Raw genomic sequence first — 12,342 nt, 5'->3', positions numbered from 1 at the left:
GGGTAAGCGTGGCGGGGATAACATTGAGTTCAGAAGTGTGGTGGCATTCCGTGAATTCAATTTTTTTTAGAGAAGCACTAGTAATGAGAGATATAGATGCATTATCCTTTAGATTCCTTAATTTCTCTGGACATTCAAATGATAAGCTTTCTAAGGATAACTTTTAAGTACGGTGCAGGATTGGCAGGGCTTGCTGCATTGCTGTTTTTATCGGTTACAAAACAGTGGATAACTTCTGCCGCATTTAATAATTTAGATGCCAACCAAGTTTTTTACTCCTTTATTATCTCGACTATTATTTCTGCATTCTTAACTTTGTGCTTTATCGCTTGTCATATTATTGAGAAGCAAAGCAAGTTACATTCAAAATCAATAGTAAAGGCTAGTAATAATTCTAATGCTATAAATAACTCTGGAAATGGTTCTGTAACTATCAAGAGAGACCGTTCATAGTGGCTAGCGTAAGAGCAGACAACGATTCAGTCGCTGTAAACAATTCTGGCAATGGCACAGTCACCATCAATATGGCTGCGCAGTTGGCACAATTGCCCTCTGTCTTGACTCCTTTACTTTTACAAATTGTCCAGCATCATAAACCAAAGTTTGACCCCAATATCTTGCTTGAAAAATCCCCTGAAATTGAAGAAAAGTTATTATTCAATTGTTTGAATTATATTTCTGATGACATTAGAAGAAATAGTGAGTTCATGGCATTAGTTGAAGAATCATTATCAATTGTCGATGATGCAGAACCTGGTGCTAAGGGAGCTATACAATGGACAATAAATAAAGCTTATAAGTCCGTTAAGTTGAGATTGTTAATGCAAAATAAAGTTTCAATTTCAAATAAGGATGAAGTGCAGAGAATTATAAGTAAACACGCAGACGAAATATATCTCGAAGTTAGCGAAGCACTATTTTCTATAGCTGACATCGGGATTTTATGCACTAAGGAAAGTTTAATGGCAGCTAAGGAATTACTAGCCTGTTATGGCTTTATTGGGTGTATGATCCTTGAGGAGCCTACAAAATGATAAATAACTTACAATACCCGGAGAAAAGCCTTTATGTCATAGGTGCAAAAATAATCGATGTTTTTAAAAGTAATATTTATGCTTCAAAAAACATAATAAGTTTACATGATGACTATGAAAGCCTTCATGGAAATATTTCATATCCATATTTTATATATGCTCTTGACTGGCTATTCATTATTGGCCTTGTGAATTTAAATAAGAAGGGGGAGCTAACACTATGCAGTTAGTTTCATTGAAAGTATTTCACAACAATATAGTAGTAAGGGAAGTGAAATTCAAATCTGGATTAAACATTATAACTAACTCAGGCATTAACGGTAACCAGATTGGAAAAAGCACGGTTTTGCGTGCAATAAGTTTTTGTTTGGGCTCAGATGCTGCTTACTTATGGAAAGACCCTGACAATAAGAGTGAGAACCTTGATGTTAAGAGATTCATTCTTAAGGAGGATGTTTTATTTGAGCTTAAAATAAAAGACTCAATAACTCACACTTTAAAGAGGTTTATTTACGAACAACAACAAAAAAACAGAATTGTAGTTAAAACCGAAGGCTGGATTAATGATACTCATGTCACATCTGTTAGTGGTTATAAGAAAGAAGTTGCCAAGTCTATTTTTAATTACACTCAAGAACAACCTTCATTTAATACAATAAGAAGCAAGTTCACTCGCACAAATAGATTAACATCAAATAACTCTTTAAATTACCTTGATGTTCATACATCAATTACCGACTACACAATAATTTACTCAACATTGTTCGGATTTGCAGGACTTAAGCATCTCAGAGAAGAAATAAATATCAAAAATGAGATGGATAGAAACACTCGGCGTTCAGATGCAATCTTAAATGGAAGAGATTTGATTGAAATTAGTGATTCTATAAAAAATATTGATTCTCAAATTGAATATTATAATAATGAAGAGAGTGAAATAGATTTAACTGCAATACAAGGAAAAGTGCTTGAGCAGCTTCGCGAGTTAAGGAAGCAAACATCTTCAATATCGAACGAAGTAGCGTCGCTCGAAACAAGATTGGTTTATAACAATCGCACTATTGAAAAGTATCGCGAAAATCAAGTAAATATTGACATTGACTTAGTCAATGATATTTATACAGAGGCAATTGGTTATATTCCATCAGTAACAAAAAGCTTAGAGGAAACCATTTTATTTCATAATGCCATCTTTAGAGAAAAAGCAATTCAATCCGAAAAACGCAATGAAATTCTTTCTAGGGAATTAAAGCTAAAAAGAGAAATATTAATCGAAAACATCGAAAAAGAAAAAAAAGAAATAAAAAACTTTCTAGTGAAGGGCAATTGACAGGCTTAATTTTAGTAGAAAAAGAAATTCAGTCGCTTAGCGAAGAACGCGGGAGACTCGCATATGTTTTTGACGAGGCGAAATTCTTGAATAGAGAAAACCGTCGTTTGGATATACTTTTGCAAAAAACAAAAGATAGAGTAGAGTTACTGACATGTGGATTAAAGAACAACATTGATGATTTTAACTTTTATTTTTCAAAATTGACGCGCAAACTGTTTAAAACACACTCAAACTTTTTAAATGTGGATATTGACGCAAAGAATGACTTGCGGTTTTCAGTTGTAAATTCTGATAAAAATACAGGTGATGGAACTCCTAGAGCTGAGGCTATGGCTTTCGATATATCTTTTGTTGAATATTTAAGAACCCTTAACGTGAAGCTACCAGAGTTTACTTTACAGGATTACTTAGAATCTATTGACGAGGATAAGCTGAGCACATTATTTAATCACTCTTCAAAAAAAGATATTCAGGTAATAATATCTATACTTAATGACAAATTGAAACTTTTACCCGAAAAGTTTGTTTTAGAAAATACAATCCTTGAACTCTCCCCAACGAATAAATTTTTCAAACTATAAAACACTCGCCCATTGCTTGGGCGAGAACTAACTTCAAACAGATAATACTATATTCTGAGAATTTAATGCCCCCCCTTATCGGTCCATAACCCTCCTTAATTCTCTCCTAAAGCGGTGTTATTTCATTACGTACAAACACTTGCGCCCCTTCTACAGAGTTACTAAACCCACCGATGCTATCCGAGATAATGCCTATCATCTGCGGTGGTGCTCGGTGAGCACTCAGTAAATCATCTCGGCTAGCTTTCTTAATATCAAAAAGCATTCTGAGTAGTCACTTCGCTAAGCTGAAGAATATTGATGCCATCTGTCTTGCCGTTGGGCCCGTGCAAAACAGGTTTCGGAAATTTCCGATCTATTTGGCATACCGTATTGCCTACCGTGTGCGCGCCGTTCTGGTAATATTTACGGCGCAACAACATCGTCGCCTAATTCAGCAAAGCTTTATTAGGTGCGCTAACGAGTTAACCAAACTGCGCACGAAAAAATATTTTAATACGCGGGCAACCACAAATGAGGCGGTTATCGAGGTTGCCGGGAAGTACAATTCATGATGCGGGTGCATCATTATGAGTTTCGGGATCGTCAGTCACGAAGTAGAAGAAAGGTTCAGTATTATGCACGGCTTCTGCTACGGATAAATGAAAATGTTCCTCAGGGGATTGAGGGGATTATTTACCCCCCCAAATACTGGACGCAACTAGAAACTACTATGCGAATTAAACATGTCGATGATTAATAGGGTTAGCAAGTCTTTTAACCACTCGGTATTTTTTTGTTGTAAATTATCTATCAACAATCGAAATCCTGAGTCAAAATGCTCGCCATGCATAGACTTATTCCTTGTAAAATACATATACTTTATGCATAGCAAGGTTACGATTTCAGGATCATTAATAGTGCCCGCTAAAATATTACTTTCAATATGCTGCTCAACTTCATCATAAAAACCTTTGTTTTTTAAAAAAACCTCTCTCACGGATAGTGTCTTTTTCATTATATTCATAATTCTGTAGTCAGAATATCGTTTAACGAAACATTTGAAATTCTTAGCCTGACCCTCATCTTTATAATCATTTTGGATCATAGCGACCCATCGAATTCTGTCTCTAATCTGATCCTCAGAGAGAGTATTGCAATAATTAACTGATAGAGGGAATAAATCTGGCCTCTCTAAAATCTTCGCCCTTAAATCGACGTGACAGTCATGATCTTTATGTTTACCTGTGATAGTCTTATAAAGTGTGTTGAAAGCTTTCCACGTTTTTTCAAAAGAATCATTAATATTACTTTCACACGCTGCACCTATTAGGTGTGTTAATGCTCTATAATACGACCGACCTCTTTCAGAGTTTTCAAAAACCACATGAACACAATTTAAAGATAGTGATGAAAGGTTGCTTATTGAAATATTATTTTCGGATGCTTGATTTATTTGTCTGGAGTTAAATTTTTTCCTTTTCCCTTTAAAATCAACCACCTCAACAGAATTGATTTTAACCACTTTTTTATTTAGCAAGAAGTAATAACACAAGGATTTTATTATCTGATTATGCACTTCACTGTTATGAGAATTAAACACCTCATCCACATTCAAATTTTTCTTCCGGCTGCCTGATATTGATATCTCCCTGCCAGTAATACATAGATTATCTTCATGAATTGTAGATAACTTGTAAGGTAGTTTACAGCTGTAACTATTAGAGCCCTTCCCATCATTCATGACTATTGAAATAGTAAAGTCATATCTAGTATATTTCCCCATTTTCTTTGCCTCCATGAGTTTATCATCATCCTGTGCGGAGATTAAAATTACCAGACACACTAAAGAACCATCAAGAAGTTTTGAATAAATACTCTTTATAATTAGGTGTTATTCGCTAGTGAATGAGTAAGCGATTACTGATTGCAGGAGTTATGATGAAATCATCATTATAATTACATGAACGAACAACTCTCCGAAATTCTGCGCCCGTTGCACAACCTGATTCATATCGGAACCGTGTCCGTCGTAAAACTGGACGGCGAGTTATGCCGTGTGGGTTCAGGAAAAAACACAACCGGCTGGCTTAATTGGCTCACCGCTCTTGCTGGATAAACCCGTTCGTGGAATGCGCTGCCTGTGGGTTATAAGGTGCTCGTGTTGTACCTCGGTGGCGAACTTGATACCGGCTTTGTGCTTAGCATTTTCCCTTATGATAATCCCCCCTCTACTACATCAGCCGATGCGCTACACAGCTTATCCCCTGACGGTGAGGTAATGGAGCATGAAGCAGCGACCGACGCGCTGATGGTACTGCTCAGTTCCACGCTGATTGAGTGCACGCAACTGCTGAAAACCATACAGCTCGAAATGAGCCACGTGCTGCGCCATAGTTTCGTATGCCGCATTATGATGGCCGGTGGTAACATAGTGGTACTGCGGTGCATCCTTGGGCACTCGGACATGAGCGTAACCATGCGTTATGCCCACTTCTCGCCTGGTCATCTCAAAGATTCGATTCACTGTAATCCTCTGCCCACTACGGACGCCAAAAATGGCGACAAAGTGGCGGCGGAAATGACACCAAGGTAGAACTCAGTGTAACAGGATGGTAAATAACTCATTGATAATTTGATAAGTTATTGATGTTGAGCGGTGAGAAAAAAAAGACCGAATACGATTCCTGTATTCGGTCCAGGGAAATGGCTCTTGGAGAGCCGTGCGCTAAAAGTTGGCATTAATGCAGGCGGTTACGCCTGGTTATTTAAGGGTAGAACAGCTGCGGGGTTTTGCCAGCAATGGGCGTGGTGTGAGGGGGAAAGCTGAACGATTTGTGATCGCAATGGCAGAAATCTGAGGTTGAAACGGTGTGGCTGGCGTGCCACACCGGGATAGAGGAAACTTAGTTAGCGCACAGCTTCTGAGTGCGTTCGATCAGCGGTTGCAGGCTCATTTTCTGGCAGGGATGATTGGGATCATCGCGCTGGATAATGCTGATCGGCTTGCCGTTGGACTGGTGCGACTTAACCTGGGCTTCGGCTAGGTCATTTAGTGGGTATTGCACCAGGGTGCCATCATTAATGGCGAACATCGCACCGCTTTTCTCGCAGCTCAGCATGATCTCTTCGCGCGTCAACGGCCATTTGTCTTTGCCAATCTCAAAACGACTCACGGTGATGATCTCAGCGGCCATGGCCTGACCACACAGCGAAAGTAACAGGATTGCAGGGAGGGCTTTCTTCAGCAAAACAGCTTTCCTTCTTAAAACGTACCAGTGAAATCTCAGGTCGGCGTCAGAGTGGCAAACACACTCACCAGACCTACCACGCCTAACGACAACAGCAATTCATATTGCGTCAGGCGTAAAAAAAGTTGCGGGCTACGGCTGCCAGCCTCGTGGAATTGCGGCACCAGGTAATAACGGTTATACACCGCAATCGACACCATCAGGCTGACCAGTAAAATCTTCAACAGCAGCAGCGCGATGTAGCTATTAAACGTCCAGAGGAACGGCGGACCGACGATCAACATGGTATCGATGGTACCGGTACAAAGCGCCATTGCCACGGCCAGATGACCATAACGCGAGAAGCGCATCATGGCACGAATGGCATCGATGCGCTTTTCCATGTGTCGCGCATCACGCATCAACAGCAGCAGCGGCAACAGGCCACCGGCCCAGAAAGAGACGCTCACCAAATGCAGCGTCTGGTTCATCTGGTGGAAAATCCCTAACAAACCATCGTGCATGGCCGCATGACCAATCCACGCCAACGGCATCAGCTGGAGCAGTCCCGCCACCAGCAAACCTTGCTGACGCGGTAATCCACGCAGTCGCCACACCAGCAGCCCAAGCAAACTGAAACCGATTTCCCACTGCCAGGCGAGACCAAAACGCGTTGACCGCACCGCCTGCCACACCGATATATCACCGATACTGCGCCAGTCCCCGCTCATCAGTGCGGTTTGTACCAGCGCCATCGCAACGGCACTCGCTACGCTTATCGCACTACAGCTAAGCAGCAGCGGGCGCAAACGCTGCGCCAGCCAGGGACGCAAACGCACCGGGGCAAGCAAGGCAGTGTAGAATGCACTGCCCACCAGCAAAATCAGCGCTAAAAAGTGCAGCGCTCGCAGCACAATCCATAAGGTGGTCAACCGGCTTCCTCTTCGGCTTATAAAAATGGCCTCATTATCAATGGCGGCCAGCATACGCTCCCCGTTAAGCGGTGTCGAGGGCACACAATGCGGTGCACAGCGCTTGATCCCGGCTCGGGAAACCATTACTTTTGCCGTTCAATATCAGGAGAACAGCATGAACCTCAATCTCGCCCTTTTGTCCCAGGAAGAGAAAGATAAAGTGAATGTCGATCTGGCTGCGGCCGGGGTGGCATTCAAAGAACGATACAATATGCCGGTAATTGCCGAACAGGTCGAAAACGATCAGCCTGCGGCACTACGGGAATGGTTTCGTCAGCGTCTGATGCACTACCGCCAGGCCTCCCTCTCCTTATCGCGTCTTCCTTACGAACCGAAGCAGAAGTAAGCCATGTTCCGCATTATTGATACCGAAACCTGCGGTTTACAGGGTGGCGTGGTTGAAGTTGCCTCTGTGGATGTGATTGATGGGCGCATCATTAACCCAATGAGCGATCTGGTGCTACCCGACCGCCCTATCAGCCGGGAAGCGATGGCGGTACACAGAATCACTGAAGCGATGGTGGCAGGCAAACCGCCGATTGAAGTGGTAATCCCCCGCTATCATGGCAGCGCCTTTTATGTCGCGCATAACGCCAGTTTTGACCGTCGCATGTTGCCTGAAATGCCCGGTGAATGGATTTGTACCATGATGCTGGCGCGTCAGCTCTGGCCGGGGATTAAATACGGTAACCAGGCGCTGCGCCACAGCCTGAAACTCGACGTCACTCCCCCGGCGGATCTCCATGCTCACCGCGCGCTGTATGACTGCTATGTCACCGCCGCCCTGCTGATCCGCATTCTGGAAACCTCGGGTTGGGATGCACAACAGCTGGTCACGCGCAGCCAACCTGCGGCCGCTCAGGGTGACGTGCTGCCGTTTGGCAAGTATCGCGGTCAAAGCATTGCCGTGGTGGCCCGCAAAGATCCGGGCTACCTGCGTTGGATGCTGGATAACGTCAGTGATTTGCGCCCGCCGTTGCGTCAGGCGCTACGCAAACACCTCAGTAAAACGGAAGAGTAACCGCCCCTTCGGGCGGTTTTTGCTGTCAGGCGCTGGTGCCGCTCAGCACACCCTGCGCCAGCGCAATCAGGAAGGTGAACTCCATCGCGACGCCTTCATACGCTTTGAAACGCCCCGATTTTCCGCCGTGACCGGAATCCATATCGGTGCACAGCAGCAACAGATTGTCATCGGTTTTCAATTCACGCAGCTTCGCCACCCACTTGGCAGGCTCCCAGTATTGCACCTGAGAATCATGTAACCCGGTGGTCACCAGCAGATGCGGATAGGCTTTTGCCTCGATGTTGTCATACGGGCTGTACTGGCGGATGTAGCGATAGAAGGACTCCTGCTCGGGGTTGCCCCACTCATCATATTCCCCGGTGGTGAGCGGAATACTCTCATCCAGCATGGTGGTGAGCACGTCAACAAACGGCACCTGCGCCACCACGCCGTTAAACAGCTCCGGGGCCTGGTTGATCACCGCGCCCATCAGCAAACCGCCCGCGCTGCCGCCCATCGCATAGAGCTGATCCGGCGCACCGTAACCCTGCGCCACCAGCGCCTGCGTCACATCAATAAAGTCGTTAAAACTGTTTTGCTTGTTGTACAGACGGCCATCGTCGTACCACTGCTGCCCGAGTTCCCCACCACCACGGACATTCACCAGCACATAAATAAAACCACGATCGAGCAGGCTGAGACGGCTGGTGCTGAAATCCGCATCCATGCTGCTGCCGTAGGCACCGTAGCCGTACACCAGCATCGGGTTTTTGCCCTGTTGGAAATGCTGGCGATGATAAACCAGCGAAACCGGCACTTCGGTACCATCACGCACCGTAATCCAGTGGTGTTCACTTTTGTAATCATCACTGTTGAAGTTGCCGACCCGCGTCTGTTTGAGGATGACTCGCTCACCGGTTGCCATATCCAGTTCAAACAGCGTTGAGGGCATGGTCATGGAGGAGTAGCCATAACGCAGCTTATCGCTCTCCGGCGTGGGATTGTAGGCCAGCCAGGTGACGTAAGTCGGGTCGTCAAAGGCGAGACCCACCTCTTCCCCGGTTTGCCAGTTAATACGGCGCAGGCTGGTCAACCCGCGCTGACGCTCTTCCACCACGTACCAGTGGCGGAACAGCTGGAAGTCTTCCAGTACCACGTTATCGCGCGGGGCAATCAGCGCTTCCCAGCGGTTTTCCGCCAGCCAGCGGGTGCGATACAGACCGAAGTTCTTACCTTCACGGTTGGATCGAATATAGAAGTGATGATCGTAGTGATCGAGGCTGTATTCGTGATCGCGGCGGCGTGGGCAGAACACCTGTGGCTGCGCATCCGGGTACTCCGCATCAATCAGCTGAATTTCGCTGGAGGTGGTGCTGTAGAGCGCAATCAGAATAAAGTGTTCTGAGGTGGTTTTATGCAGGCTGACGTAAAAGGTGTCGTCCTCTTCTTCATACACCAGCTGATCGCTACTTTGCGGCGAGCCGAGTTCATGTCGCCACACCTGATAGGGCAACAGCGTCTGCTCATGTTTGCGCACGTAGTAGAGGGTGCGCGAGTCATTCGCCCAGGCAAAGCTGGAGGAGGCATCGCTTAACACTTCGGGATACCAGCTCCCACTCTCCAGGTTGCGAAAACGAATGCCAAACTGGCGGCGGGACAGAAAATCTTCCGCCAACGCAATGACCTGGTTATCCGGGCTAACGTGCAGGCTACCCAGAGTGTAAAACTCACTGTGCGAGGCACGCTGGTTGGAGTCCAGCAGCAGTGTCCACTCGTCGGACTCAGCGCTGGCGGCGGGCTGGCGATAGAACGCCGCATACTCATCGCCCTGCTCATAACGGCTCTGATAGCGGTAACCATTCTTCACATAGGGCACCGAGTGATCCTGCGGCGGCAGGCGATCGATAATCTCCTTCAGCACCCGATTTTGCAGCGGCTGCTGCGTTGCCAGAACCTGTTTGCCGTAGCTGTTCTCAGCGCGCAGGTGATCGAGAATTTCCGGGTCTTCACGTTTGTCGTCCCGCAGCCAGTAATAATCGTCAATGCGGGTTTCACCGTGCAGGTGGAGTTCGTACGGGACTTTTTTTGCCACTGGAGGTGCCATGATGCTCTTCTCCCTGAAGAAATTTTCTTAAGCGTGGCATTTACTGCGTCAGAAGCCAAGCCGCAACACTAACTCCGTGGGCAAAGCGCACATTTCGCGTGAGCTACGTCGCTAAGGATGAGAACGCAAACGTTTTCGTATATACTGCGCGCGCAATTTGACTGACAGGTGAACTTATGACGATTCTTGGAACTGCGCTGCGTCCGGCGGCGACGCGTGTGATGTTATTAGGCTCGGGTGAGCTGGGTAAAGAAGTGGCGCTGGAGTGCCAACGTTTAGGTGTGGAAGTGATTGCAGTGGATCGCTACGCCGATGCCCCGGCAATGCATGTTGCCCACCGTAGCCACGTCATCAATATGTTGGATGGCGAAGCGCTGGCGGCGGTCATCGCTGCCGAAAAACCGGATTTCGTCGTACCCGAAATTGAAGCCATTGCCACCGAAAAGCTGCTGGAACTGGAGCAACAGGGCCAACGTGTTGTGCCAACCGCACGCGCTGCACGCCTGACCATGAACCGCGAAGGCATCCGTCGTCTGGCCGCCGAAGAGTTGGCGCTGCCAACCTCTACCTATCAGTTTGCTGACAGCAAAGAGAATTTCATTGCCGCCGCTGAGGCGATGGGTTTCCCGTGCATCGTGAAGCCGGTAATGAGCTCGTCTGGCAAGGGGCAGAGTTTTATCCGTGAAGCCAGCCAGCTGGAAAGCGCCTGGGAATATGCTCAACAAGGCGGACGTGCCGGAGCGGGACGCGTGATTGTTGAAGGCGTGGTGAAGTTTGATTTCGAGATTACCTTGCTGACCATCAATGCCGTCGACGGCATTCACTTCTGTGCGCCAATCGGCCACCGTCAGGAAGATGGCGACTACCGCGAATCCTGGCAGCCACAGCAGATGAGCGCCCTGGCGTTGCAGCGTGCAGAAGCCATCGCAGAAAAAGTGGTTAAAGCCCTTGGCGGCTTTGGCCTGTTTGGCGTTGAGCTGTTTGTCTGCGGCGACGAGGTGATTTTCAGTGAAGTCTCTCCACGCCCACACGATACCGGCATGGTTACGCTGATTTCACAAGATCTGTCAGAGTTTGCTCTGCATGTGCGCGCCTTCCTCGGCCTGCCGGTCGGCGGGATTCGTCAGTATGGCCCTGCCGCTTCAGCGGTGATCCTGCCCCAGTTGCACAGCGAAAACGTGCAGTTCTCTGGCCTGGAACAGGCACTGACCGGAGCCGGTCTGCAACTGCGTCTGTTTGGCAAGCCTGCCATTGAAGGCCAGCGTCGTCTGGGTGTCGCGCTGGCAACCGGCGCAGATACCGATGAAGCTATCCAGCGCGCCGTTGCCAGCGCGGCTGCGGTACAGGTTCAGGGTTAATCCTGTGCGGTGGGCTGCGGCCCGCCGCCTTACAACTCGCTCCAGCTGCGCAGCAGGTTGTGATACATATTCAGCAGTGACAAGATCTCTTCGCTTTCGCCAAATTTCCCCTTCAATCCCTGAATATTACGATCCAACTCAAACAACATCGCACGCTGCTTGTCATCGCGGATCATCGACTGGATCCAGAGAAATGAAGCCACACGCGCGCCCTGAGTCACGGGGGTGACGCAGTGCAGGCTGCTCGAAGGGTAAAGCACCAGATCGCCCGCCGGTAACTTCACTTTATGCTGCCCATAGGTGTCTTCAATCACCAACTCGCCGCCTTCGTAGCTGTCTGGCTCGCTCAGAAACAGCGTGGCGGAGAGATCGGTGCGCATCCAGCCCGCTGCGCCATTATTACGCACCGCGCCATCAACGTGAAAACCGTAGGTTTCACCCTGTTCATAGCGATTAAACAACGGGGTGGAGATGGTGCGTGGCAGCGCAGCGGCAAAGAACAGTGGGCTGTTATTTAACGCCTGCAATACGGATTTTTGCAGCGCGTCGTATAACGGTGTACGGGTATCGATTTGCTGGTTGTTTTTGACCTGTGCGCCCTGGTTACCCACCGTCGCACGACCATCAATCCAACTGGCTTGTTGCATATGCTGGCGGAAGTTAGCCACTTCTTCGGCGGAGAGCACAGCAGGAATGTGATACATCATAACGAAAGTCTCGCAAATAAAAGGTGGGGCTATAATGCC

Annotated in this window: 14 protein-coding genes and 1 pseudogene; 9 read left to right on the top strand and 6 right to left on the bottom strand. The window is 47.3% G+C overall.

Annotation, left to right across the window (positions count from 1 at the left end; genetic code table 11):
- Positions 1-96 precede the first annotated feature (96 nt).
- From B880_RS0109395 to B880_RS0109375, 5 genes are read left to right on the top strand one after another with little or no spacing between them, the layout of a single operon-like run.
- Positions 97-453, top strand: a complete 357-nt coding sequence (locus B880_RS0109395) for a hypothetical protein (protein ID WP_157060538.1) — start codon at positions 97-99, stop codon at positions 451-453.
- Positions 453-1,034 carry a hypothetical protein gene (locus B880_RS0109390; protein WP_017347144.1) on the top strand — a complete coding sequence of 194 codons (582 nt, stop codon included), beginning with the start codon at positions 453-455 and terminating at the stop codon, positions 1,032-1,034. Before B880_RS0109395 ends, B880_RS0109390 begins: the two co-directional genes overlap by 1 nt.
- On the top strand, positions 1,031-1,264 hold the full coding sequence (locus B880_RS27355) for an ABC-three component system middle component 6 (RefSeq protein WP_017347143.1): 234 nt from the start codon (positions 1,031-1,033) through the stop codon (positions 1,262-1,264). The genes B880_RS0109390 and B880_RS27355 overlap by 4 nt, the downstream gene beginning before the upstream one ends.
- Entirely contained in the window at positions 1,255-2,364 is a 1,110-nt protein-coding gene (locus B880_RS0109380; protein WP_017347142.1) for a hypothetical protein, read from the top strand. The genes B880_RS27355 and B880_RS0109380 overlap by 10 nt, the downstream gene beginning before the upstream one ends.
- On the top strand, positions 2,361-2,948 hold the full coding sequence (locus tag B880_RS0109375; RefSeq protein WP_017347141.1) for a DUF2326 domain-containing protein: 588 nt from the start codon (positions 2,361-2,363) through the stop codon (positions 2,946-2,948). Before B880_RS0109380 ends, B880_RS0109375 begins: the two co-directional genes overlap by 4 nt.
- A gap of 109 nt (positions 2,949-3,057) precedes the next feature.
- Here B880_RS0109375 and B880_RS27350 read toward each other — a convergent pair.
- Both B880_RS27350 and B880_RS0109370 read right to left on the bottom strand, forming a co-directional pair.
- A pseudogene (locus B880_RS27350) lies at positions 3,058-3,274 on the bottom strand (phage portal protein); the annotation flags it as partial.
- A gap of 374 nt (positions 3,275-3,648) precedes the next feature.
- Entirely contained in the window at positions 3,649-4,728 is a 1,080-nt protein-coding gene (locus B880_RS0109370; RefSeq protein ID WP_017347140.1) for a hypothetical protein, read from the bottom strand.
- A 354-nt stretch (positions 4,729-5,082) separates the two neighbouring features.
- Here B880_RS0109370 and B880_RS27345 point away from each other — a divergent pair, with 354 nt between their 5' ends.
- Positions 5,083-5,523, top strand: coding sequence for a tyrosine-type recombinase/integrase (locus B880_RS27345; RefSeq protein ID WP_192841079.1), 441 nt, complete (start codon positions 5,083-5,085; stop codon positions 5,521-5,523).
- 310 nt (positions 5,524-5,833) lie between these two features.
- Here the strand turns inward: B880_RS27345 and B880_RS0109355 are convergent, their stop codons facing one another.
- Together B880_RS0109355 and copD are read right to left on the bottom strand one after the other, a co-directional pair.
- Positions 5,834-6,124 (bottom strand): YebY family protein, encoded by a 291-nt coding sequence (locus tag B880_RS0109355; RefSeq protein ID WP_051005692.1) that lies wholly within the window; start codon positions 6,122-6,124, stop codon positions 5,834-5,836.
- An 89-nt stretch (positions 6,125-6,213) separates the two neighbouring features.
- Positions 6,214-7,089, bottom strand: coding sequence for a copper homeostasis membrane protein CopD (copD, locus tag B880_RS0109350; protein ID WP_017347136.1), 876 nt, complete (start codon positions 7,087-7,089; stop codon positions 6,214-6,216).
- A gap of 157 nt (positions 7,090-7,246) precedes the next feature.
- Here copD and B880_RS0109345 point away from each other — a divergent pair, with 157 nt between their 5' ends.
- Both B880_RS0109345 and exoX read left to right on the top strand, forming a co-directional pair.
- A complete protein-coding gene (locus B880_RS0109345; protein WP_017347135.1) occupies positions 7,247-7,477 on the top strand; it encodes a DNA polymerase III subunit theta in 231 nt (76 codons plus the stop codon).
- 3 nt (positions 7,478-7,480) lie between these two features.
- Positions 7,481-8,152: an exodeoxyribonuclease X gene (exoX, locus tag B880_RS0109340; protein WP_017347134.1), complete on the top strand. Its 672-nt coding sequence runs from the start codon at positions 7,481-7,483 to the stop codon at positions 8,150-8,152.
- Positions 8,153-8,177: 25 nt separating this feature from the next.
- Here exoX and B880_RS0109335 read toward each other — a convergent pair whose 3' ends face one another.
- The gene (locus B880_RS0109335; protein WP_017347133.1) at positions 8,178-10,238 is read right to left on the bottom strand and encodes a prolyl oligopeptidase family serine peptidase; all 2,061 of its coding nucleotides are present in this window, start codon (positions 10,236-10,238) and stop codon (positions 8,178-8,180) included.
- 176 nt (positions 10,239-10,414) lie between these two features.
- On the opposite strand from B880_RS0109335, the gene purT reads away from it, so the two are divergent.
- Positions 10,415-11,596, top strand: coding sequence for a formate-dependent phosphoribosylglycinamide formyltransferase (gene purT, locus B880_RS0109330; RefSeq protein ID WP_017347132.1), 1,182 nt, complete (start codon positions 10,415-10,417; stop codon positions 11,594-11,596).
- Positions 11,597-11,625: 29 nt separating this feature from the next.
- On the opposite strand, the gene ybiX is transcribed toward purT, so the two are convergent.
- Positions 11,626-12,303: a PKHD-type hydroxylase YbiX gene (gene ybiX / locus B880_RS0109325; protein ID WP_017347131.1), complete on the bottom strand. Its 678-nt coding sequence runs from the start codon at positions 12,301-12,303 to the stop codon at positions 11,626-11,628.
- Positions 12,304-12,342 lie beyond the last annotated feature (39 nt).

The sequence above is a fragment of the Pantoea sp. A4 genome (assembly GCF_000295955.2).
Lineage (GTDB): Bacteria > Pseudomonadota > Gammaproteobacteria > Enterobacterales > Enterobacteriaceae > Pantoea > Pantoea multigeneris.
The sequence above is the reverse complement of the archived record's forward strand: the minus strand, read 5'-3'. Positions and strand labels throughout refer to the sequence as shown.

What these genes read in the sequence shown, in the direction of transcription:
- purT (WP_017347132.1), top strand. Translation starts at nt 10,415, where the DNA reads ATGACGATTCTTGGAACTGCGCTGCGTCCGGCGGCGACGCGTGTGATG.
- B880_RS0109370 (WP_017347140.1), bottom strand. Translation starts at nt 4,728, where the DNA reads ATGGAGGCAAAGAAAATGGGGAAATATACTAGATATGACTTTACTATT.
- B880_RS0109335 (WP_017347133.1), bottom strand. Translation starts at nt 10,238, where the DNA reads ATGGCACCTCCAGTGGCAAAAAAAGTCCCGTACGAACTCCACCTGCAC.
- B880_RS0109380 (WP_017347142.1), top strand. Translation starts at nt 1,255, where the DNA reads ATGCAGTTAGTTTCATTGAAAGTATTTCACAACAATATAGTAGTAAGG.
- B880_RS0109355 (WP_051005692.1), bottom strand. Translation starts at nt 6,124, where the DNA reads ATGGCCGCTGAGATCATCACCGTGAGTCGTTTTGAGATTGGCAAAGAC.
- ybiX (WP_017347131.1), bottom strand. Translation starts at nt 12,303, where the DNA reads ATGATGTATCACATTCCTGCTGTGCTCTCCGCCGAAGAAGTGGCTAAC.
- B880_RS27355 (WP_017347143.1), top strand. Translation starts at nt 1,031, where the DNA reads ATGATAAATAACTTACAATACCCGGAGAAAAGCCTTTATGTCATAGGT.
- B880_RS0109345 (WP_017347135.1), top strand. Translation starts at nt 7,247, where the DNA reads ATGAACCTCAATCTCGCCCTTTTGTCCCAGGAAGAGAAAGATAAAGTG.
- exoX (WP_017347134.1), top strand. Translation starts at nt 7,481, where the DNA reads ATGTTCCGCATTATTGATACCGAAACCTGCGGTTTACAGGGTGGCGTG.
- B880_RS0109395 (WP_157060538.1), top strand. Translation starts at nt 97, where the DNA reads ATGCATTATCCTTTAGATTCCTTAATTTCTCTGGACATTCAAATGATA.